The organism is Verrucosispora sp. WMMC514, from assembly GCF_027497295.1.
Taxonomy (GTDB): domain Bacteria; phylum Actinomycetota; class Actinomycetes; order Mycobacteriales; family Micromonosporaceae; genus Micromonospora; species Micromonospora palythoicola.
The window spans coordinates 1,791,244-1,810,426 of sequence record NZ_CP114906.1; the positions used below are offsets into that span (position 1 = coordinate 1,791,244).

At 72.5% G+C, this 19,183-nt stretch carries 19 protein-coding genes; 9 read left to right on the top strand and 10 right to left on the bottom strand.

The genetic code is table 11. The annotated features are described in order from the left end of the window. The first annotated feature begins 14 nt into the window (after positions 1-14). On the top strand, positions 15-863 hold the full coding sequence (locus tag O7597_RS08190) for an aminotransferase class IV (RefSeq protein WP_281582373.1): 849 nt from the start codon (positions 15-17) through the stop codon (positions 861-863). Positions 864-922: 59 nt separating this feature from the next. Here O7597_RS08190 and O7597_RS08195 read toward each other — a convergent pair whose 3' ends face one another. Both O7597_RS08195 and mtfM read right to left on the bottom strand, forming a co-directional pair. After that, positions 923-1,525, bottom strand: coding sequence for an FABP family protein (locus O7597_RS08195; RefSeq protein ID WP_281583215.1), 603 nt, complete (start codon positions 1,523-1,525; stop codon positions 923-925). 190 nt (positions 1,526-1,715) lie between these two features. Beyond that, positions 1,716-1,820, bottom strand: a complete 105-nt coding sequence (gene mtfM / locus O7597_RS08200; protein ID WP_046570768.1) for a small membrane protein MtfM — start codon at positions 1,818-1,820, stop codon at positions 1,716-1,718. 12 nt (positions 1,821-1,832) lie between these two features. Here mtfM and O7597_RS08205 point away from each other — a divergent pair, with 12 nt between their 5' ends. The 3 genes from O7597_RS08205 to O7597_RS08215 all read left to right on the top strand — a co-directional run bounded on the left by O7597_RS08205 (position 1,833) and on the right by O7597_RS08215 (position 4,730). Next, positions 1,833-2,207: a DsrE family protein gene (locus tag O7597_RS08205; RefSeq protein WP_281582374.1), complete on the top strand. Its 375-nt coding sequence runs from the start codon at positions 1,833-1,835 to the stop codon at positions 2,205-2,207. Positions 2,208-2,301: 94 nt separating this feature from the next. Continuing rightward, the gene (locus O7597_RS08210; protein ID WP_269738436.1) at positions 2,302-2,682 is read left to right on the top strand and encodes an SCP2 sterol-binding domain-containing protein; all 381 of its coding nucleotides are present in this window, start codon (positions 2,302-2,304) and stop codon (positions 2,680-2,682) included. Further along, positions 2,679-4,730 (top strand): glycogen debranching N-terminal domain-containing protein, encoded by a 2,052-nt coding sequence (locus O7597_RS08215; RefSeq protein ID WP_269738437.1) that lies wholly within the window; start codon positions 2,679-2,681, stop codon positions 4,728-4,730. Before O7597_RS08210 ends, O7597_RS08215 begins: the two co-directional genes overlap by 4 nt. 20 nt (positions 4,731-4,750) lie before the next feature. On the opposite strand, the gene O7597_RS08220 is transcribed toward O7597_RS08215, so the two are convergent. Both O7597_RS08220 and O7597_RS08225 read right to left on the bottom strand, forming a co-directional pair. Next, positions 4,751-5,611 carry a hypothetical protein gene (locus O7597_RS08220; protein ID WP_269738438.1) on the bottom strand — a complete coding sequence of 287 codons (861 nt, stop codon included), beginning with the start codon at positions 5,609-5,611 and terminating at the stop codon, positions 4,751-4,753. A gap of 12 nt (positions 5,612-5,623) precedes the next feature. Next, positions 5,624-6,163: a winged helix-turn-helix domain-containing protein gene (locus tag O7597_RS08225; RefSeq protein ID WP_269738439.1), complete on the bottom strand. Its 540-nt coding sequence runs from the start codon at positions 6,161-6,163 to the stop codon at positions 5,624-5,626. A 289-nt stretch (positions 6,164-6,452) separates the two neighbouring features. On the opposite strand from O7597_RS08225, the gene O7597_RS08230 reads away from it, so the two are divergent. Continuing rightward, positions 6,453-10,829, top strand: coding sequence for a S8 family serine peptidase (locus O7597_RS08230; RefSeq protein ID WP_269738440.1), 4,377 nt, complete (start codon positions 6,453-6,455; stop codon positions 10,827-10,829). Positions 10,830-10,907: 78 nt separating this feature from the next. Here O7597_RS08230 and O7597_RS08235 read toward each other — a convergent pair whose 3' ends face one another. The 5 genes from O7597_RS08235 to O7597_RS08250 form a co-directional block, all read right to left on the bottom strand. Further along, positions 10,908-11,243, bottom strand: coding sequence for a DUF1416 domain-containing protein (locus O7597_RS08235; RefSeq protein ID WP_269738441.1), 336 nt, complete (start codon positions 11,241-11,243; stop codon positions 10,908-10,910). A gap of 1 nt (position 11,244) precedes the next feature. Beyond that, on the bottom strand, positions 11,245-12,093 hold the full coding sequence (locus O7597_RS08240; RefSeq protein WP_269738442.1) for a sulfurtransferase: 849 nt from the start codon (positions 12,091-12,093) through the stop codon (positions 11,245-11,247). Between the two features lie 211 nt (positions 12,094-12,304). Continuing rightward, the gene (locus O7597_RS31725) at positions 12,305-12,382 is read right to left on the bottom strand and encodes an Ms5788A family Cys-rich leader peptide (protein WP_311202345.1); all 78 of its coding nucleotides are present in this window, start codon (positions 12,380-12,382) and stop codon (positions 12,305-12,307) included. A gap of 72 nt (positions 12,383-12,454) precedes the next feature. Next, complete coding sequence (locus tag O7597_RS08245; RefSeq protein WP_269738443.1) at positions 12,455-13,234, bottom strand: DUF2993 domain-containing protein; 780 nt, start codon at positions 13,232-13,234, stop codon at positions 12,455-12,457. Between the two features lie 111 nt (positions 13,235-13,345). Next, on the bottom strand, positions 13,346-14,377 hold the full coding sequence (locus tag O7597_RS08250; RefSeq protein ID WP_281582375.1) for a hypothetical protein: 1,032 nt from the start codon (positions 14,375-14,377) through the stop codon (positions 13,346-13,348). A gap of 246 nt (positions 14,378-14,623) precedes the next feature. On the opposite strand from O7597_RS08250, the gene O7597_RS08255 reads away from it, so the two are divergent. The 3 genes from O7597_RS08255 (at position 14,624) to mshD (ending at position 17,293) form a co-directional block, all read left to right on the top strand. Next, positions 14,624-15,367 (top strand): response regulator transcription factor, encoded by a 744-nt coding sequence (locus O7597_RS08255; RefSeq protein ID WP_269738445.1) that lies wholly within the window; start codon positions 14,624-14,626, stop codon positions 15,365-15,367. Positions 15,368-15,437: 70 nt separating this feature from the next. Further along, on the top strand, positions 15,438-16,310 hold the full coding sequence (locus tag O7597_RS08260; RefSeq protein WP_281582376.1) for a polysaccharide deacetylase family protein: 873 nt from the start codon (positions 15,438-15,440) through the stop codon (positions 16,308-16,310). Positions 16,311-16,366: 56 nt separating this feature from the next. Beyond that, the gene (mshD, locus tag O7597_RS08265; protein ID WP_281582377.1) at positions 16,367-17,293 is read left to right on the top strand and encodes a mycothiol synthase; all 927 of its coding nucleotides are present in this window, start codon (positions 16,367-16,369) and stop codon (positions 17,291-17,293) included. A gap of 10 nt (positions 17,294-17,303) precedes the next feature. Here mshD and O7597_RS08270 read toward each other — a convergent pair whose 3' ends face one another. Then, positions 17,304-18,134 carry an NUDIX domain-containing protein gene (locus O7597_RS08270; protein WP_269738448.1) on the bottom strand — a complete coding sequence of 277 codons (831 nt, stop codon included), beginning with the start codon at positions 18,132-18,134 and terminating at the stop codon, positions 17,304-17,306. Between the two features lie 69 nt (positions 18,135-18,203). Here O7597_RS08270 and O7597_RS08275 point away from each other — a divergent pair, with 69 nt between their 5' ends. Then, positions 18,204-19,172 (top strand): Gfo/Idh/MocA family oxidoreductase, encoded by a 969-nt coding sequence (locus tag O7597_RS08275; RefSeq protein WP_281582378.1) that lies wholly within the window; start codon positions 18,204-18,206, stop codon positions 19,170-19,172. The last annotated feature ends 11 nt before the right edge of the window (positions 19,173-19,183 follow it).

A 19,183-nucleotide genomic window follows, 5' to 3' on the forward strand; every position in this document is an offset into this window, starting at 1 on the left:
TATGCTCGGCCCCCGTGGTGACCTCGCGGATCGGCGTGCTGGGTCGCGGGCGGCTGCCGGCCGGCGAGCCGATGCTGCGCGGCGACGATCTCGGCGTGCTGCGCGGTGACGGACTGTTCGAGACCATGCACCTGCGCGACGGGCGACCCTGGCTGCGCCAGGAGCACCTGACCCGGCTGCGGGCCGGCGCGGCGGCCGTGGACCTGACCATCCCGGCGGACGACGCCCTGGTCGAGCTGCTGGACCAGGTAACCGCCGGTTGGCCTGCGGAGGTGGAGGGCGCGCTTCGGCTGGTCTGCACCCGGGGACCGGAGAGCGGCGGCCCACCGACGGTCTACGCCACGCTCTCCGAGGTGCCCGCCACGGTCCGGCAGGCCCGACACGACGGCGTGCGGGTGGCCACCCTCTCGCTGGGCGTGCCCGCCGAGGCCCGTCCGGAACTGGCCTGGCTGCCGGCGGGCATCAAGTCCACGTCGTACGGGGCCAGCAGCGCCGCCCGGCGCTGGGCCGCCCGGGCCGGCGTGGACGACGTGCTCTGGATCTCCTCCGACGGGTACGCCCTGGAAGGCCCGACCGCCAACCTCGTCTGGCTGGCCGGGGAGACGCTGTGCACGGTTCCCGCCCGACGCACCGGCATCCTGCCCGGCACCACGGTCGCCTGGCTGCTCGCCCACTGCGCCGACGTCGGCTGCGGAGCCGACGAACGCATGGTCACCCCGACGGACCTGCGGGGCTCCGACGGGGTATGGCTCACCTCGTCGGTACGCGGCCTGGTCGCGGTGCGCGCCCTCGACGCCGAACCACTGCCACTCAGCCCGCTGACCCGCCCGTTGCAGGAACTGCTCGGCTTCCCGCTGCCGTAGGCCACGGCCTCACCCGCCGCCTCCCCTAGGGCGGCCGGGCAGGCCCGCTGCGGGGCGGGTCAGCCGGCCACCCGGATGAGGCGGGCGGACAGGTGCGGAGACAGCGGCTGACCGACAGCGGCCATGTCCTGCGCGTAGAGCAGGGCCCCCTCGACGATGCCGAACAGGCGGTGCCCGGCGGTCACCTCCTTGGCGGTGGAGGTGCGCACCACCGCGTCGGTGACGAACTCCACCTGGGTGCCCTTGCGCCGGCCGAGGTGCAGTTCCATCACCCCGGTCGGGGTGGTCAACAGGGCCTCCAACTCGTCGGTGGCCCGGTCACCGTCCAGCACCGGACGCCACCAGCCGACCTCCCGGCCGGCCGGCCGCACCGGCCGGCTCTGCTCGTCGAGGAGCCACGCCCGCGACTCGTAGTGCAGGAACGGTCGCCCGTCGTGGCTGATCCGGATCTCCTGGGCGAAGTCGAAGTCCTCGATGGTGGGGAAGCCGCCCCGCCCCCGACCCCGCCACACCCCGATGTACGGCAGCAGGCCGTCGAGCGCGGGGTGCAGCTTCGGGCCGACCCGCAGATCGTGACTCTCCTCGAAGGGGTACGCCTCCACCGGTGGCGCGTTCAGCCAGGGCGGCGGCGCCAACGGATTGTCGTCACTGCTCGCACCCACCGCACTCACCGGATCACCTTCGTTCGCGACTGCGGGGCTCGCAAAACCGGCTCACTCCTCGCACTCACCGGATCACCTTCGTTCGCGACTGCGGGGCTCGCAAAACCGGCTCACTCCTCGCACTCACCGGATCACCTTCGTTCGCGACTGCGGGGCTCGCAAAACCGGCTCACTCCTCGCACTCACCGGGTCACCACTTGCCTCTCGATATCCGTACCGCCAGGTAGACCAGGCCACCGGCGAGCGCGCCCAGGCCGGCGACCAGCAGGCTGACGAACCCGATCTCGGTGACCATCCGAGTCATCCTATGCTGGCGGGCATGGCCCGCACTCTCGTCGTCAAGGCCACCGCCGGTGCCGACGCACCGGAACGGTGTGCCCAGGCGTTCACCGTGGCGGCCACCGCGGCCGCAGCCGGGGTGGCCGTCTCCCTCTGGCTGACCGGGGAGTCGACCTGGTTCGCGCTGCCCGGTCGGGCGCAGAGCTTCGAGCTGCCGCACTCGGCCCCGCTGGCCGAGCTGCTGCATGTGATCCTCGCCACCGGCACGGTGACGGCCTGCACCCAGTGCGCCGCACGCCGGGACATCGACTCCGGGGACGTGATCCCCGGGGTACGGATCGCCGGGGCGGCTGTCTTCGTCGAGGAGACCATGGCCGAGGGCGCGCAGGCGCTCGTCTACTGACTCACCGGTCAGTGTTCGGGAGGGCTCACCGGGCGCTGCCTGGGAAGGCGACGGAACCCGCCCGACAAGGCGGGCGAATGCCTACGATTCGGGTGTGACCGAGGCCACCCAGCAGTTCTTCGCGACCCTGCCGGCCCGCGCCCCGGAAGTCCTCCGCACTCCGGTCGCGGGGACGCTGCGCATCGACCTCTCCGAGGGACACCGCACCGAACACTGGCTGGTCCGGATGCGGCCCGGCGCGGCGGAGGTCGACCAGGGGTCGGAGCCGGGCGACGCGACCTGGTACTGCGGGGTCGATCTCTTCGACCGGCTGGTCACCGGACGCGCGCATGCGATCTCCGCGGTGCTCAGAAACGAGAGCACCTTTCGCGGCGACGTGGTGCTGTTTCTCGCCTTCCGCCTGTTCTTCCCGACCGCACCCGGCACCCGCGATCCGCGCGAGGTAGCCCGCGAGCACGCCAGGTGGACCCGGTGAAGGAACTGGTCAGCATCCTCGACGGCAACACGTTCCTGGTCAGCGACCGCCGGGGGGATGTCGAGCCCTCACTGGACTTTCCCACCGGGCTGTTCGCCTTCGACACCCGGTTCCTGTCCACCTGGCTGCTGCTGATCGACGGCGAGCGGCTGCACGCGCTCTCCATCGACGACGCCGAGTCGCACCGGACCCGCTACTTCCTGGTGCCCGGCGAGCCGACCCACTTCCTGGACGCGAAGGTCTCGGTGATCAGGAGTCGGGCGATCAGCGGTGACCTGTCCGAGGAGCTGACCGTGCTCAACCACTCCGGGCAGGAGATGAACTTCACCGTCCGGATGGAGATGGCCTCCGACTTCGCGGACATCTTCGAGATCAAGGACACCCAGCGCAAGAAGGGACACAACACCGCCGCACCCGGGGAGAACTCGCTACGGCTGACCTACCGGCGGGACGCGTTCCACCGCGAGACGATGATCGAGAGCAGCGCCGCCGCCCAGGTCGACCGCCGGGGCATGACCTTCCCGATCCGGATCGGGCCGCACGGCGAGTGGACCACCCGGTTGACGGTCAACGTCGTCATCTACGGCGCCCGCGGCCAGGACGTCCGCTCCCTGCTGCCCTTCGCGGGCAGCCGGACGACGTCGGCGATCGAGGCGGAACACGCCGAGTTCGTCGCTCGGGCACCCAAGCTGGGTTGCGACTGCGAACCGATGGCCGGGGCGTACCGGCGCAGCCTGACCGACCTGGCCGCGCTGCGGTACGAGTCGATCGCGCTCGGCGTCCGGCTGATGGCCGCCGGCCTGCCGTGGTTCATGACACTGTTCGGCCGGGACAGCATCTTCACCTCACTCCAGGTGCTGCCGTTCGTGCCGGAGCTGATCCCGCCGACGTTGACCATGCTGGCCGGGCTGCAGGGCCAACGGGTCGACGACTTCCGCGACGAGGAGCCGGGCAAGATCCTGCACGAGTTGCGCTACGGCGAGTCCGCCGGTTTCGAGGAGCAGCCGCACTCGCCGTACTACGGTTCGGCCGACTCGACCGCCCTGTTCGTGATCCTGCTCGACGAGTACGAGCGGTGGACCGGCGACGTGCAGCTGGTCAAACGGTTGGAGTTCTCGGCGCGGGCCGCGCTGACCTGGATCGACACCTACGGCGACCTGCTCGGCACCGGGTACGTCTGGTACCAGACCCGCAGCCCTCAGGTCGGCCTGGAGAACCAGTGCTGGAAGGACTCCTGGGACGCGATCTGCTACTCCGACGGTCGGCTGCCGAGCTTTCCCCGGGCGACCTGCGAGTTGCAGGGTTACGCCTACGACGCCAAGCTGCGCGGTGCCCGGCTGGCCCGACTGTGCTGGAACGACCCGGTCTACGCCGACCGGCTGGAACGTGAGGCCGCGGAGTTGAAGGAACGCTTCAACCGGGACTTCTGGCTGCCGGACAAGGAGTACTACGCGCTGGCCCTGGACTCCGACGGCAGCCAGGTCGACGCGCTCACCTCCAACATCGGGCACCTGCTCTGGAGCGGCATCGTCGACGAGTCCCGGGCCCGACGGGTCGCCGAACACCTGCTCGGTCCCCGGCTCTTCTCCGGTTGGGGCGTCCGTACCCTCGCCGACGACCAGGGCCGGTACAACCCGATCGGCTACCACGTCGGCACCGTCTGGCCGTTCGACAACTCGATCATCGCCTGGGGTCTGTGGAAGTACGGTCTCCGGGAGGAGGCGGGACGGATCTGCGAGTCGATGTTCGCGGCGTCCCGCTACTTCTTCGGCCGGCTGCCGGAGGCCTTCGCCGGCTACGAACGTGACCTGACCGACTACCCGGTGGAGTACCCGACCGCGTGCAGCCCGCAGGCCTGGTCGGCGGGCACGCCACTGTTGCTGCTGCGGGTGATGCTCGGCCTCGAACCGCAGGGCGAGCACCTGATCATCGACCCGTACGTGCCGGCCGGGATGGGCCGGGTGGAACTGCTGGACATCCCCGGCCGGTGGGGCCGGGTCGACGCGCTGGGCCGCAGTCGCGACGAAGGGCCGGCCCGACCTGGATGACCGGCGGCGAGCGTCGCGGCTCAGCCGGCGCAGCCCGTCGTCGCGGAGACCACGACCCGGTCCGGCTGGAGATCGGCGAGCACCGCCACACCGTCGCGCCGGTAGGCGTACACCTCGGGGGTATCCACCACCGGTGTGCCGCCGGCCAGCGGCGCGAGCGCGGCCTGCGGCGCCGCGGCCACCGGGTCGACGACGGTGCGGACGGTACGGGCCGTCGCGCCGCCGGGACAGGGAGCGCTCGTCACCGACCCGGGGCCGTCGGGCCGGCCGTTCAGCGCCCGCACCGCCTCGGCCAGTGCGGCGGCCTCCGGGCCGGCCGCGGCGGACCCGGCGCTGTCGTAGTCGTCGCCCACCGGCCGGCACCCGGTGTCGACGGTGAACCGGATCCGGCCGTCGGTCGCCGGCCGTCCCGTCACGGTGACGAACTCGCCCGCGTCGCCGCGCAGGCGGGGACCCTCCGGGGTGAGCCGGACACCGGCCCGCCACCGCTCGGGCAGCCGCTCGGCGATCTGCTCCAGCAGGGCCCGCTCCTCGCCCACCGGCGCGGCCAGATCGACCGCGCGGGTCAGCGTGGCACCGTCCGCGAACGGGCTGACCCGGCAGCCCCGGTCGACCTCGGGTGGGCTCAGCGCCGGCACCCCGCCGCCGGCCGCCGCGACCAGTTCACCTATCGCGCCGTCGACCACCGGCCCGGCCTGCGAGAGGGTGCGCTGCTCACGGACGGTCGGCGGATCCTCGGCCGCGGACCTCCAGGTGAGGCCGGCCAGCAGCACCGCCCAGAGCGCGGTCGCCGCGATCAGCCAACGCGGCAACCGGGAGCCGGCGGCCGGTGGTCGGGGGCCGGTCGGCGACGGGTACTCGGCATGGACGGCGCTGCTCACCCGGTCATCGTGTCACGCCTGGTGCGACCGTCCGTTGGGACGCCCGTCGCCGGCCTCCGGCGGCATGCTCAACCGGTAGCCGACGCCGCGTACGGTCTGCACCTGTGGGCCGTCGGACAGCGTCCGCAGTTTGCGGCGCAGCCGCTTCACCGCCGAGTGCAGAATCGCGGTGTCGCCGAGGTAGGCGCCGCCCCAGACAGAGGCGAAGAGCCGTTCGTAGCTCCACAAGGTGATCGGCGGGCTCACCAGCCGGGCCAGCAGTTCCCGCTCGGTGCGGGTCAGCCCCAGCGGTGCGCCGCGCCAGGTGACCAGGTGCCCGGCCCGATCGACCACCAGGTCTCCCCAGGTCGCCGCACGTTCCGGGGGGCGCTCGGCAGGCTCGTCGGCCGACCCGCCCGGCTCCGTCGGTGGAGCGGGGAACACCGCCCGCAGTTGGGCGAGGTCCGCACAGATCACCACCGGCCCGACACCCTCCAGCCGCTGCACCACCCGCTGCCGGACGGTGGCGTCGGAGCTGACGCAGACCAGGATCGGAAATTCTGTACCGGACACGACGCCTCCCCCAGGGCACCCCGGGACCTGCGACTCCCACCGATCGCCAGTGACGGTCACCGATGGCACCCGGTTTCAGCCTAACGGTCAGGATCGCGCCTCGTCACTGACCGAGTACTGACCGACGCGTTCCATTGATCACCGACGGTCGGGGCAAGAGCATGACTCTCAGCGGGCGGAGGCACCACCACCGGCCACCCACATCGCCCCGGCCGCTCCGCGCCGCCGCGTCGCGGCGTGCGGGTGTGCGGGCCCGAACGGATCGGGACCGACGACGTGGGGAGGACCATTGTTCACACGACCATCCACCCGGTCGCCACGCTGGCGGGCGGTGGCGGTGCTGACCGCCGCCGTGCTGGGCGTCACCGGTCAGCCGGCGCTCGCCGCGCCGGCCCAACCGACGGCACCGCACCGAGCCGCCGTCGACCCGGCGCTGCTCGACCAGCTCGGCACCACGTCAACCGCACCGTTCCTGGTCTATCTGGCCGACACCGCGCCGTTGGCGCAGGCCGCCCGGTTGCCTGACCCCGACGCCCGGGCCGGCGAGGTGCACCGCCTGCTCACCACCACGGCCAGCCGCACCCAACGCGACCTGCGGACGCTGCTCGACGAGCGCAAGGTGCCGCACACCGCGTACTGGATCGCCAACGCGGTGCGGGTGGAGGGCGACAAGGCGCTGCTCGACGAGATCGCCCGCCGACCCGAGGTGGCCCGGATCGAGCCGAGCCGCAGCTACCCCCTGATCCTGCCCACCGAGACCGAGACCGCTCGGGCGCGCACCGCCGCGGTCGAATGGGGCCTCACCAACATCGGCGCACCTCGGGTGTGGGACGAATTCGGTACCCGCGGCGAGGGCGTCGTGGTGGCGAACATCGACAGTGGCGTGCGCTACGACCACGCCGCGCTCGTCGCCTCCTACCGGGGCAACCTCGGCGGCGGCAGCTTCGAGCACGCGTACAACTGGTTCGACCCGGCCGGCGTGTGCCCCGGCACCGCGCCCTGCGACAACAACGACCACGGCACGCACACCATGGGCACCATGGTCGGCGACGACGGTGCGGGCAACCAGATCGGCGTCGCCCCCGGTGCGAAGTGGATCGCCGCCAAGGGCTGTGAGTCGAACAACTGCTCCGACGCCTCGCTGCTGGCCGCCGGCCAGTGGGTGCTCGCCCCCACCGACGCCAACGGCCAGAACCCCCGGCCAGACCTGCGGCCCGACATCGTGAACAACTCCTGGGGCGGCGACGGGGGCGACCCCTGGTACCAGCAGACCGTGGCCGCCTGGCGGGCCGCCGGCATGTTCCCGGTCTTCTCCTCCGGCAACGACGGACCGGCCTGTGGCAGCGCCGGCTCACCCGGCGACTACACCGACGCGTACGCCGTCGGCGCGTACGACGTGAACAACGTCATCGCCGGGTTCTCCGGGCGCGGCTCCGGCACCGACCCGCTGAAGCCGAACATCGCCGCGCCCGGCAGCAACGTCCGGTCCAGCGTCCGCAACGGCGGATACGCCTCGTTCAACGGCACGTCGATGGCCGCGCCACACGTGTCCGGCACGGTGGCACTGCTCTGGGCGGCGGCACCCGGTCTGCGCGGGGACCTCGCCGCGACCGAGGAGCTGCTGGACCGTACGGCCCGCGATGTCGACGCCACCACCTGCGGAGGCACGCCGGCGGACAACAACGTCTTCGGTGAGGGGCGGCTCGACGCGTACGCGGCGGTGCGGGACGCACCCCGTGGCGCGGTGGGCCGGGTCACCGGGGTGGTCACCGACTCGGGCGACGACGACCCGGTGTCCGGCGCGACGGTGACCGACGGCACCCGCAGCACCACCACCGGCTCCGACGGCCGGTACACCCTCACCGTCCCGGCCGGCGAGATCACCCTCTCGGTGAGCGCCTTCGGTTACGCCAGCCAGTCGGCGACCGTCACGGTGCCCGACGGCGGCACCGTCGACCGGGACTTCGCCCTGCTGGCCACCCCGGCGGTCACGGTGAGCGGAAAGGTCACCGACGGTTCCGGGCACGGCTGGCCGTTGTACGCCAAGATCGAGGTGGCGGGCCGGCCCGGCGATCCGGTCTTCACCGACCCGGTGACCGGCCGCTACTCCGTCACCCTGCCCGGCAACACCGGGTACCGGCTGACCGTGACCGCCCAGTATCCGGGCTACCGCGTCGTCACCCGCGAGGTGGCCGTGGGCGGCGACGCCGCCACGGTCAACGTGGCGGTGCCCGTGGACGCCGCCTGCACCGCCGCCGGCTACACGGCGCAGTTCGGCACGCCGCTGCTCACCGAGAGCTTCGACTCGACGAGCGCACCGCCCGGCTGGCGCGTGGAGAACCGCACCGCCTCCGGTGGCTGGGTCTTCGACGATCCCCGCTCCCGGGGCAACCTCACCGGCGGCACCGGCGGCTTCGCCATCATCGACAGCGACGCCCTCGGTTCCGGCAACACCCAGGACACCGACCTGATCGCCCCGCCGATCGACCTGTCCACGACCGCCGCACCGGTGCTGCGGTTCCGCAGCGACTGGCGCGCCGTCGGCATCAGCGACACCGCCGACATCGACGTCTCCACCGACGGCGGCGAGACCTGGACCAACGTCTGGCACCAGACCGCCAGCCGCCGTGGCCCCCGGGTCGAGGAGGTACCGCTCGACCCGGCCGCGAACGCCGCGTCCGCACTTGTCCGCTTCCGTTTCAAGGGCACCTTCGCCTGGTGGTGGCAGGTCGACGACGTGGCGGTGGTCAACCGGGAGTGCTCGCCCGTGCCTGGTGGGCTGGTGGTCGGCACCACCACCGACCGCAACACCGGTGACCCGCTCAACGGCGTGACGGTGACCAGCGACCACCGTCCCGAGGACCGGGCGGTCTCGGCGGCCACGCCGCAGGATCCGGCCGAGCCGGACGGCTTCTACTGGCTGTTCTCCGGGCTCACCGGCACCCATCCGTTCACCGCCGAGCGCACCCCGTACGCACCGGTCACCAAGCAGGTGGCGGTCACCGCCGACCGGGTGAAGCGGGCCAACTTCGCCCTCGCCGCCGGCCGGCTGACGGTCAGCCCCACATCGATCGAGTCACACCAGCCGTACGGCAGCACCCGCACCACCCGGGTGACGGTCAGCAACACCGGTACCGCGCCGGCAAGCGTCGACCTGCTGGAACGCGCCGGCCAGTTCGACCTGCTCCGGCGCGACGGCGCGCCACTGCGGGAACAGAAGGTGAAGGGGATCAGCAAGGCGCGCACCGGCACCGCGTACGGCGGGGCGGCACCGCAGGCCGCGGTCGCCGAGGACGAGGCGTGGACCGAGATCGCCAAGCTGCCGGCGGCGATCTTCGACAATGCCGCCGCCTGGCTGGAGGGGAAGATCTACTCGGTCGGTGGTGGCGGTGGCACCGGCACCGAGCGCAAGGCATGGGTGTACGACCCAGGCGCCGGCGCCTGGACCGCGCTGCCCGACCTGCCGACGGTGCGCTCCAAGCCCGCCGCGGTGGCGGTCGGCGGCAAGCTCTACGTGATCGGCGGTTGGGGTGCGGACGACGCCACCGTGGCCACGGTCGACGTCTTCGACCCGGCCGCCGGGACGTGGAGCACCCTGCCGGGAGTGACCAACCCGGCACCGGTCGCGGCGGCCGGCTCGGCCGTGGTCGGCGGGAAGGTGTACCTGGTGGGCGGCTGCGCCGACGCCACCTGCACCGACAGTGACGGACTCGTGGTGTTCGACCCGGCGGCGGGCTCGTTCAGCACCGGTGCCGCCTACCCGCACCCGGTGTCGTGGCTGGCCTGCGGTGGCATCGGCGCCTCGGTCTACTGCGCCGGTGGCACGGGCAGCACCGAGTACACCGACGCCTACCGGTACGACCCCGCTGCCGACAGCTGGAGTCCGCTGCCGGAGCTGCCGCTCGAGCTGTGGGGTTCGCAGTACGCGGCCGCCGGCGGGCTGCTGGTGCTGGCCGGCGGGGTGACCGACGGCTCGACGGCGGTCACCAACCGTACCGTCGGCTTCGACCCGGTCGCCGGGGCCTGGCGGGACCTGCCCAACGTCCGGTTCAGCCGGTACCGAGGGGCCGCCACCTGCGGCGCGTACAAGATCGGTGGTTCGCCCACCTCCTTCGTGGGCAGCGCGGACAGTGAGCGGCTCGGTGGTCTGGAACTCTGCGCGGCCGAGGCGGACCTGCCCTGGCTGGACACGTCCCCGACCACCTTCACCCTCGCGCCGGGCCAGTCGAGGACGGTGACCGTCACCCTCACCGCCACCGAGGCGGCGGGCGTCGCCCAACCCGGCCGGTACGCGGGCGAGATCGCCATCGCCTCGGACAGCCCCTACCCGGTGACTCCGGTGGCGGTGGAGATGAACGTGTCACCGCCCGCCAGTTGGGGCAAGATCCGAGGCACCGTCACCGGCACCACCTGCGGCGGAGTCACGGTCGGTATCCCGGCGACGGTACGGGTGAATCTGATCTCGGCCGGTACCGGGACGACCCTCACGGCCGGCGCCGACGGCCGCTACGCCTGGTGGCTGCCGAAGGGCCGCTACGAGGTGATCGTGGCCAAGGACGGCTGGGTGCCGCAGGTGCAGCGCCACCGCATCGAGGCGGGCATCGTCGGCACCCTCGACTTCGCCCTGGAACCCGCCTCCACCTGCACCAGAGCCACCGGCATCTGACCGGCGGTACGCAGTACGGCGGGCGGCCCGCATTCCTCTCGGGGAGGGATGCGGGCCACCCGGCCGTTTGCTGTGGGGTCAGACGGTGACCGTCACCGTCACCTCGTTGATGCCGCGACCGGCGGTCACGGTGGTGTCTCCGTTGCCCTGGCGGGACAGCGCGCGCAAGGTCCAGGCGCCCGGCGCGGCGAAGAACCGGAACTGACCGGCCGGCGAGGTCACCACCTCGGCGGTGAACTCACCGGTCGAGTCGAGCAGCCGGACGTACGCGCCGGCCACCGCCTCGCCCTCCCCGGAGCGGACGACACCGGTGATGACGGTCTCCCGCTCCAGGTCGAGGCCGGCGGGCAGCGGGGCCGCCTGGTCGGGGGCCGCGCAACCGGCGGCGGTGCTTGCTGCGGTGGGTGCGGTCATCTCAGGCCTCCCCCGGCTCGTCGCCGAGCGCCACCGGCACCCCGACCAGCGAGCCGTACTCGGTCCACGATCCGTCGTAGTTCTTCACGTTGCGGTGGCCCAGCAGCTCCTGGAGCACGAACCAGGTGTGCGAGGAGCGCTCGCCGATGCGGCAGTAGGCGATGGTCTCCTTGCTGTCGTCCAGCCCGGCCTCGCCGTAGATCCGGCGCAGCTCGTCGTCGGACTTGAAGGTGCCGTCCTCGTTGGCCGCCTTCGACCACGGCACGCTGATCGCGGTCGGGATGTGGCCGCCGCGCTGCGCCTGCTCCTGCGGCAGGTGAGCGGGGGCGAGCAGGCGGCCGGCGTACTCGTCGGGGCTGCGTACGTCGACCAGGTTCTTGGTGCCGATCGCGTCGACGACCTCGTCCCGGAAGGCCCGGATGCCGGTGTCCGGCTCGCCGGCGACGTACTGCGTCGCCGGGCGGGACACGGTGTCGGTGACCAGCGGGCGGGCGTCCAGCTCCCACTTCTTGCGACCACCGTCGAGCAGCTTGACGTCGCGGTGGCCGTAGAGCTTGAAGTACCAGTAGGCGTACGCGGCGAACCAATTGTTGTTGCCGCCGTAGAGCACGACCACGTCGTCGTTGCTGATGCCCCGCTCGGACAGCAGCGCCTCGAACTGGGTCTTGTTGACGAAGTCCCGGCGGACCGGGTCCTGGAGGTCGGTCTTCCAGTCCAGCTTGATGGCGCCGGCGATGTGGCCGGAGTCGTAGGCCGAGGTGTCCTCGTCGACCTCGACGAAGACGACGCCCGGGGCGTCGAGGTTCTTCTCGGCCCACTCGGCCGAGACGAGTGCGGTGTCGCGACTCATCAGATCACTCCCTGGTGAGGATGGATGGTGAGCCAGCGCGCGGAGGTTGTCGGATGTGATGGTGTCGCACCACGCGCGGGACCCATAGCTCGGAACGGATCACGGGTTCGTGCGACGGCGCCGCTGCCGGGCGTCCGGTGGGGTGCACCGGGAACTAGGTACGCATGCCCCGAGTGCCTTGGCCGCTAGGCGGCCCGAGACAGCCCCGCCGTCAGATGACGGGGCGACACAGGCAGGTGGCCACGCGGCACAGGTCGACCGCGCGCCGTTTGGTGAGGAGCGTCCCCATGAGCAGGGAGCCTACCAGCGATCCCAGAATTCTCTATCGGACCGACCAGCATCCGGGACGCCGGGCCGCTGGTCAGCCGGCCGAGTTGATCGGCACGTCCCGTGCGTCGGCGGTCACCGTCAGCCCCTGCGGCTGCGGTCGGACCTCGCGCACGGTGAGCTGGAACGGCAACTCCGGCAGGGGTACGTCGACCGAGATGCTGCGGGCGAAGTTGCTCACCAGGGCGCGGGCCAACGGCACGTCCGGCAGCCCTTCGGCGTCCAGGTCGTCGAACTTCAGGGACACCTGCCCCTGCTCACCGACGATGATGTCGGCGGTGCCGGTGACGGTCAGTCGTTGGCCGAGGACGTCCACCGGGGCGGTGACGGCGAGTTGCCCGTCCCGTTCACCGAGGGTCAGCCCTTCCCGGTCGAGCAGGGCGGACAGGCTCTGGTAGCTGATGGTGCCGGTGCCGTTCACCGTCTCCGCCACGACCTCACCCTGCCCGGTGCGCAGGGTGTCCAGCGAGGCCCGTACGTTTCGCGCGTCCACGTCCAGACTGGGCAGCGCGACCGCGTCGCCCTGCACCGAGGCCCGCACGTCCCGCAGCTTGATCGAGATGCGTTCGTAGCGGCCGTCGAGCACCTGGGTGAGGAACGGGAAACCACCCACCTCGACCTCGGGTGGCGAGGACTGGGCGTTCTGCTGGGCGACCTGCTGGCGCACCTCGTCGGCGATGGTGCGCTCGGCCACGGACGCCGCCACCCGGTCGGCGATGGCGATCAGTCCGGCGAGCACGATCAACAGGACGACGAACCCGATCAACACCTTGCGCCCACGTCGCCGCGGTCGCCGTTCGTACGCCTGCTCCACGCCGCCTCCTGTTTCGTCGTACCTCGATGCCGCCAGCGGTGGACCGGTGTTACCCGTGGTCCGGATTTCTCAATCGCGCCGGCCCGGATCGCGCCGGCCCGCCCCGGGCTGTCAGAGCAGCAACCGGCACATCAGGTACGCGGCCGGCGCCGCCATCGCGAAACCGCCGAGTGGGCCCTGCACGTGCCGCGCGGCCCAGGCCGGCGGCATCTCGCCGGCCATCAGCCGCCCCGCCTCGGCGTAGCTGACGGCGAGATCGGCCAGCACGGCGACAACGGCCGCCGCCAGGCCGATGATCGCGGCCCGGGTGGGGGTGAACGGCGTGACCAGGTAGCCACCGAGCAGCGCGCTGATGAGCGTGCCGACCATCGCGCCGCCGACCACTCCCGCCGCTCCCCTGGGCACCTGGGGCGCCAGTCGTGGCCAGGCGGCGAGGGCGTCGGTCACCCGGGCGACGACGAGCGCCACCCCGGCCGCGGTCAGGCAGACGGTGATCGCCTGGGTGCCGGCCGGGATCCGGCTGAGCACGATGAGCGTGGCGAAGGCGACCACTCCGAACACGCTGGTGGCGGTGCTCCGCAGCGAGTCGGTCACCCGGACCCGGTCCACCCGTCGGACCAGTTGCCCGAGCACCGCCGCGAGCACCCCGCCCACCGCGACGTAGAGCAGTGGCACCAACCGGGCCTCGGCCGACCGTACGGCCACCACGTCGCCCGCCACCGCCGTGACGGTGCCGACGCCGAGCACGACCGCCAGTGCCGGTGGCCGGGTGACCATGGTCCAGGCGAGCAGGAACATCACCTGCACGGCGAGCACCACGAGGGTGAACGGCAGCCGGTGCCCGGGACTGGAGGTCTGCGCCGCGACCACCAGCCCGAGGCCGAGCAGCGCGGCGAAACCACCGATGGCGAGCGAGATCTGTCGGCGTACCTCGACCGGCGGTTCCGCCTCCTCCTCGTCGTCGGCGTCGGTCTCGTCGTCGGGGCGGCGAGCCGAACCGCCGCGGCGCAGGCGGCGCGGGCCGCGCGAGCGCCGCTCGTCGACCTCCACAGCCGGACCGGTACGCGGCGCCGAGCCTCCCGGGGCGGAGGGGTCCTCGGCCCACGGGTCACGGCCGGGCTCGGGCGAGTTGGCGGGAAACACCCACCGATCGTGCCAGACCAACCTCACATCGCGGGTGCCAGCGTTTCCACCACGTTAAAACCTGCGCCGCGATCAGGGGCAGATAGGGCAAAGAGAAAACCGCGTCAAGGTCGTCCGCGAGGAATCGGTTACGCTCAACGGCGAAACCCGCCCGTCAGCGACGCCGGGACCCACGGAAGTTCCCAGCGCCACACCCCGCAGGAGTGCCGCTGGTCGCGCGCGGCCGCAACGGCCGCCGGGACGGAGGTGATCGTGGAGATCCTGCTGTTGGTGACCGCACGGGCAGGCGAACCATCCGCAGTGCTACCGGCACTGGACCTGCTGCCGCACTCGGTGCGCACCGCGCCTCGCGACGTCCGCACCCTGGTCGCCGGCCCGAGCCCGGACGCCGTGCTGGTCGACGCCCGCTCCGAACTGAGCGAGGCCCGGGCCACCTGCCGGATGCTGCACGCCACCGGGCTCGGCGTGCCGCTGGTCGCGGTGGTCACCGAGGCTGGCCTGATCGCGCTGAACGCCGACTGGGGCGTCGACGACGTCATCCTCGCCTCCGCCGGCCCGGCCGAGGTGGAGGCCCGGCTGCGGCTCGCGGTCGGCAGGCTGAGCAACGCGACCGCCGGGGCGGGCGGCTCCATCCGGGCCGGCGAGCTGATGATCGATCCGGACACCTACGCGGCGAAGCTCAAGGGTCGCCCGCTCGACCTCACCTACAAGGAGTTCGAGCTGCTGAAGTTCCTCGCCCAGCACCCGGGTCGGGTGTTCACCCGCGACCAACTGCTGCGCGAGGTGTGGGGCTACGACTACTTCGGCGGCACCCGGACGGTCGACGTGCACGTGCGTCGCCTGCGCGCCAAGCTCGGCTCCGAGTACGAGTCGATGATCGGCACCGTCCGGCAGGTGGGCTACAAGTTCGTCGTCCCGTCGTCGCGGAACCTGCCGGAGACCACCGAGCACACTCCGCTGCCGATGCGAGCCCTCACCGTCGAAGGGTAAAAATTCCTATATGCCCCTTTTGGTCGACCCGCGAGTCATATCGTGACTGCCAGTTGACCAGCGGGGGGCATTGGTGGGCGCTAACCAGGTGGGGGCGGCGCGGGCCGTCGGAATCATCACGCTCGTGGTGACAGCGGTGCTCGGCTCGGCGTACCTGCTCGGACGGGGTCTGGTGCCCGACGCGTCCCGGACCGACGCCGCCGTCACCGCGACCGGCGCCGAGCACCCCGAGTACGCGGACCAGTCCGCCATCGACGCCGAGCCCGAGCACACCCGTGCGCCGGACGCCGAGCCGGACCGGTCGGGGCCCGCCGACCCGCAGGAGCAGGACCCGAACATCGGCCCGATGGGTACCCGGGTGAGCACCGGCACCGCCGGTGTCGCGCTCACCTTCGACGACGGACCGCACCCCGACTACACCCCTCAGGTGCTCGCGATCCTGCGGGACTACCACGTCACGGCCACCTTCTGCGTGGTGGGCAAGAACGCCCAGGCGTACCCGTGGCTCGTCGAACAGATCGTCGCCGAGGGACACACGCTCTGCAACCACAGCTGGGACCACGACGTCGCCCTGGGCGCCCGGTCCGCCGACTGGATCCGCGCCGACCTCATGCGGACCAGCGAGGCGATCCGCGCCGCGGTGCCCGACGCGCCGATCGCCTGGTACCGACAGCCCGGCGGGGCCTGGACCTACTCGGTCATCTCCGTCTCCCGGGACCTCGGCATGGCGCCGCTGCACTGGACGCTGGACCCGTCCGACTGGCGGGCGCCCGGCGCGAGCCGGATCGCCGCCTCCGTGATCAACCAGGCACGACCCGGCTCGATCGTCCTGCTGCACGACGCGGGCGGCGACCGCCAGGGCACCGTGAACGCGCTGTACCGGATCCTGCCCGAACTGGCCGGCAGGTTCGAGGTTCAGGCGTTGCCACCACGCGGACTGTGAGGCGGGTACCCACCGTCGGTCGGGCGGCCGGTCCACGGTGCGGCTACGGTGATGCGATGAGCAGCACCCAGTCGGACGTCGACCAGGTCAGCCGCCTCGACCGGCTCGGCCCCGCGGAGGTCACCGACGTGCTGGCGCTGGCCGGCGCGGCCGGCGACGCCGACGGCGCCGACCCGATGGACGAACACGTGCTGCTCCGCCTCCGCGACGCACACGCCGCGGCCACCCACCTGGTCGCCCGCTCCGCCGACGGCACGCTGACCGGGTACGCACACCTCGATACGACCGATCCGGACCGCGGCGTCGGCGTGGACCTGGTGGTGCACCCGGCGCACCGGCGGCGGGGCACCGGACGGGCGCTGGCCCGGGCGGTGCTGGCCGCCGCCACCGGGCCGCTGCGGGCGTGGGCGCACGGCGACCACCCCTCGGCCGCCGCCCTCGCCGTCGACCTCGGCTTCCACCGCGCCCGGGTCCTCTGGCAGCTGCGTCGACCGCTCGCCGCCCCGCTGTCCGAACCGCGCCTGCCCGACGGGGTGACGCTGCGCACGTTCCGCCCCGGCAGCGACGACGAGGCCTGGTTGACGCTCAACGCGCGTGCCTTCGCCGACCATCCCGAGCAGGGCCGGTGGACCGCGCAGGACCTGCAAGTACGGCTCGCCGAGCCGTGGTTCGACCCGGCCGGCTTCCTGCTCGCCGTCGAGTCGGCGACCGGCCGGCTGCTCGGCTTCCACTGGACGAAGGTGCACGAGCGCACCGGCTCCGCGCGTATCGGTGAGGTGTACGTGCTCGGGGTGGAGCCCTCCGCGCACGGTGGCGGGCTGGGCCGGGCCCTGACCACCGCCGGGCTGGCGTACCTGCGTGATCGACGCGGGCTGGACCGGGTGATGCTCTACGTCGACGAGTCGAACACCGGCGCGGTGGCGCTCTACGAGCGGCTCGGCTTCGCCCGTTGGTCCGCCCACGTCAACTACCAGCTCGGCTGATCCGTCCGGGTCATGGCAGGTGGAACCGGGGCCGGTCGGGATCGGACAGATCCAGCCGGGGCGTGATCGGGGTGACCGCGTCGCGGTCCGCCGCCGCCGCTGCCACCGCGGCGAGGTCGGTGCAGGCCGCCACCTCCCGGAGGGTGACCAGGGTCGGCGGGAGCATGGTCAGCTCGCCGGCGGCGACCCGCCGCCCCGCCTCTCCGGGCCGGATCCACAGCGTGTGGTCGGCCTCACCGGAGACGTCGCGGGTGCGCTGCCCCTCGGGCAGTAGCGCCACGAAGAAGTAGGTGTCGAAGCGACGCGGCTCGAACTCCGGGGTCACCCACCGGCTCCACGGCAGCAGCAGGTCCGACCGGATGGTGAGCCCGCGCCCGGCGAGCAGGTCGGCGAAGCCGGTCCGCCGCTGCTCCAGGTCGGCCCGGACGGCCTCCCAGCCGTCGTCGCTGACGTCGCCGACGACCCGGGTCGCGTCCGGGCCGGCGAGCAGCACCCCCGCCTCCTCGAAGACCTCGCGGGCCGCCGCGCAGACCACCGCCTGGGCCGCGCTCGGGGCCAGCCCGAGGCGCCCGCCCCAGTCCGCCGGTGTCGGGCCGGCCCAGTCCAGGTGGGTCGTGGAGTCCGACGGGTCCACCCCACCGCCCGGGAAGGCGTACATGCCGCCGAACGCCATCGCCGCGACCCGACGGATCAGGTAGACCTCGAAGCCGGCGTCGGCCGGGCGGAGCAGCAGCACGGTGGCGGCCACCCGGGGCACCGTCGGCACCGCACCGGAGGCCCGGAACCGGCGGGCGTGTTCCACGAGCGCGGGCGGCGCCGGGAAGCCACGGTCGATCGTCATGCGCCGAGACTAGTCCCGACCCGTGGATGCCCAGTACAGCGCTCTGCTGATCTTCGGTAGCGTCGCGCCATGACTCGTTGGGGCATCCTGGCCACCGGCCACATCGCCGCCCGCTTCGCCGAGGATCTCCGGCTGGTGCCGGGGGCCGAACTCGTCGCGGTCGGTTCACGCACCGCCGAGACCGCGGAACGTTTCGCGGAACGGCACGGCGCACCACGGGCGTACGCCTCCTGGGCGGAACTGGCCGCGGACGCCGACGTCGACGTGATCTACGTCGCCACCCCGCACGCCGCCCACCACGAGGCGGCCCTGACCTGCCTCACCGCCGGCCGGCCGGTGCTTGTCGAGAAGCCGATCACCCTCGACCTGGCCACCAGCACCGAACTCGTCGACACCGCCCGCGCCGCCGGGGTCTTCCTCATGGAGGCGATGTGGATGCGGTGCAACCCGCTGATCCGGCGGGTCTGCCAGCTGATCGCCGACGGCGCGATCGGCACGTTGACCGGGGTCCGGGCCGACTTCGGCGTGGCCGGGCCGTTCCCACCCGAACACCGGATGCGCGCCCGGGCGCTGGGCGGCGGCGCGCTGCTGGATCTCGGTGTCTACCCGATCAGCCTGGCCCATCTGCTGCTGGGCCGACCGCAGCACGTACGGTCCTGGGCGAAGCTGGGTCCGGAGGGCACGGACGAGAACACCGGCCTGGTCCTCGGCTATGACACCGGTGCGGTGGCCACGTTGAGCTGCGGCATGGTGGGCGCCACCGGACTCACCGCCTCGATCACCGGCAGCACCGGACGGATCGACCTACCCGAGCCGTTCTTCCGGCCCGGAGGGTTCACCCTGCACCGGGCCGACGCGGCACCGGAGACGATCACCGAGGAGCTGGTCGGCTCGGGCTACCAGTACGAGGCCATGGAGGTGCAGCGGTGCCTGGCCGAGGGTCTGACCGAGAGCCCGTTGGTACCGCACTCGGCCACGCTGGAGATCATAGGCCTGCTGGACGAGATCCGCGCCCAGATCGGCGTCTCCTACCTCTGATGTGTCGAAGG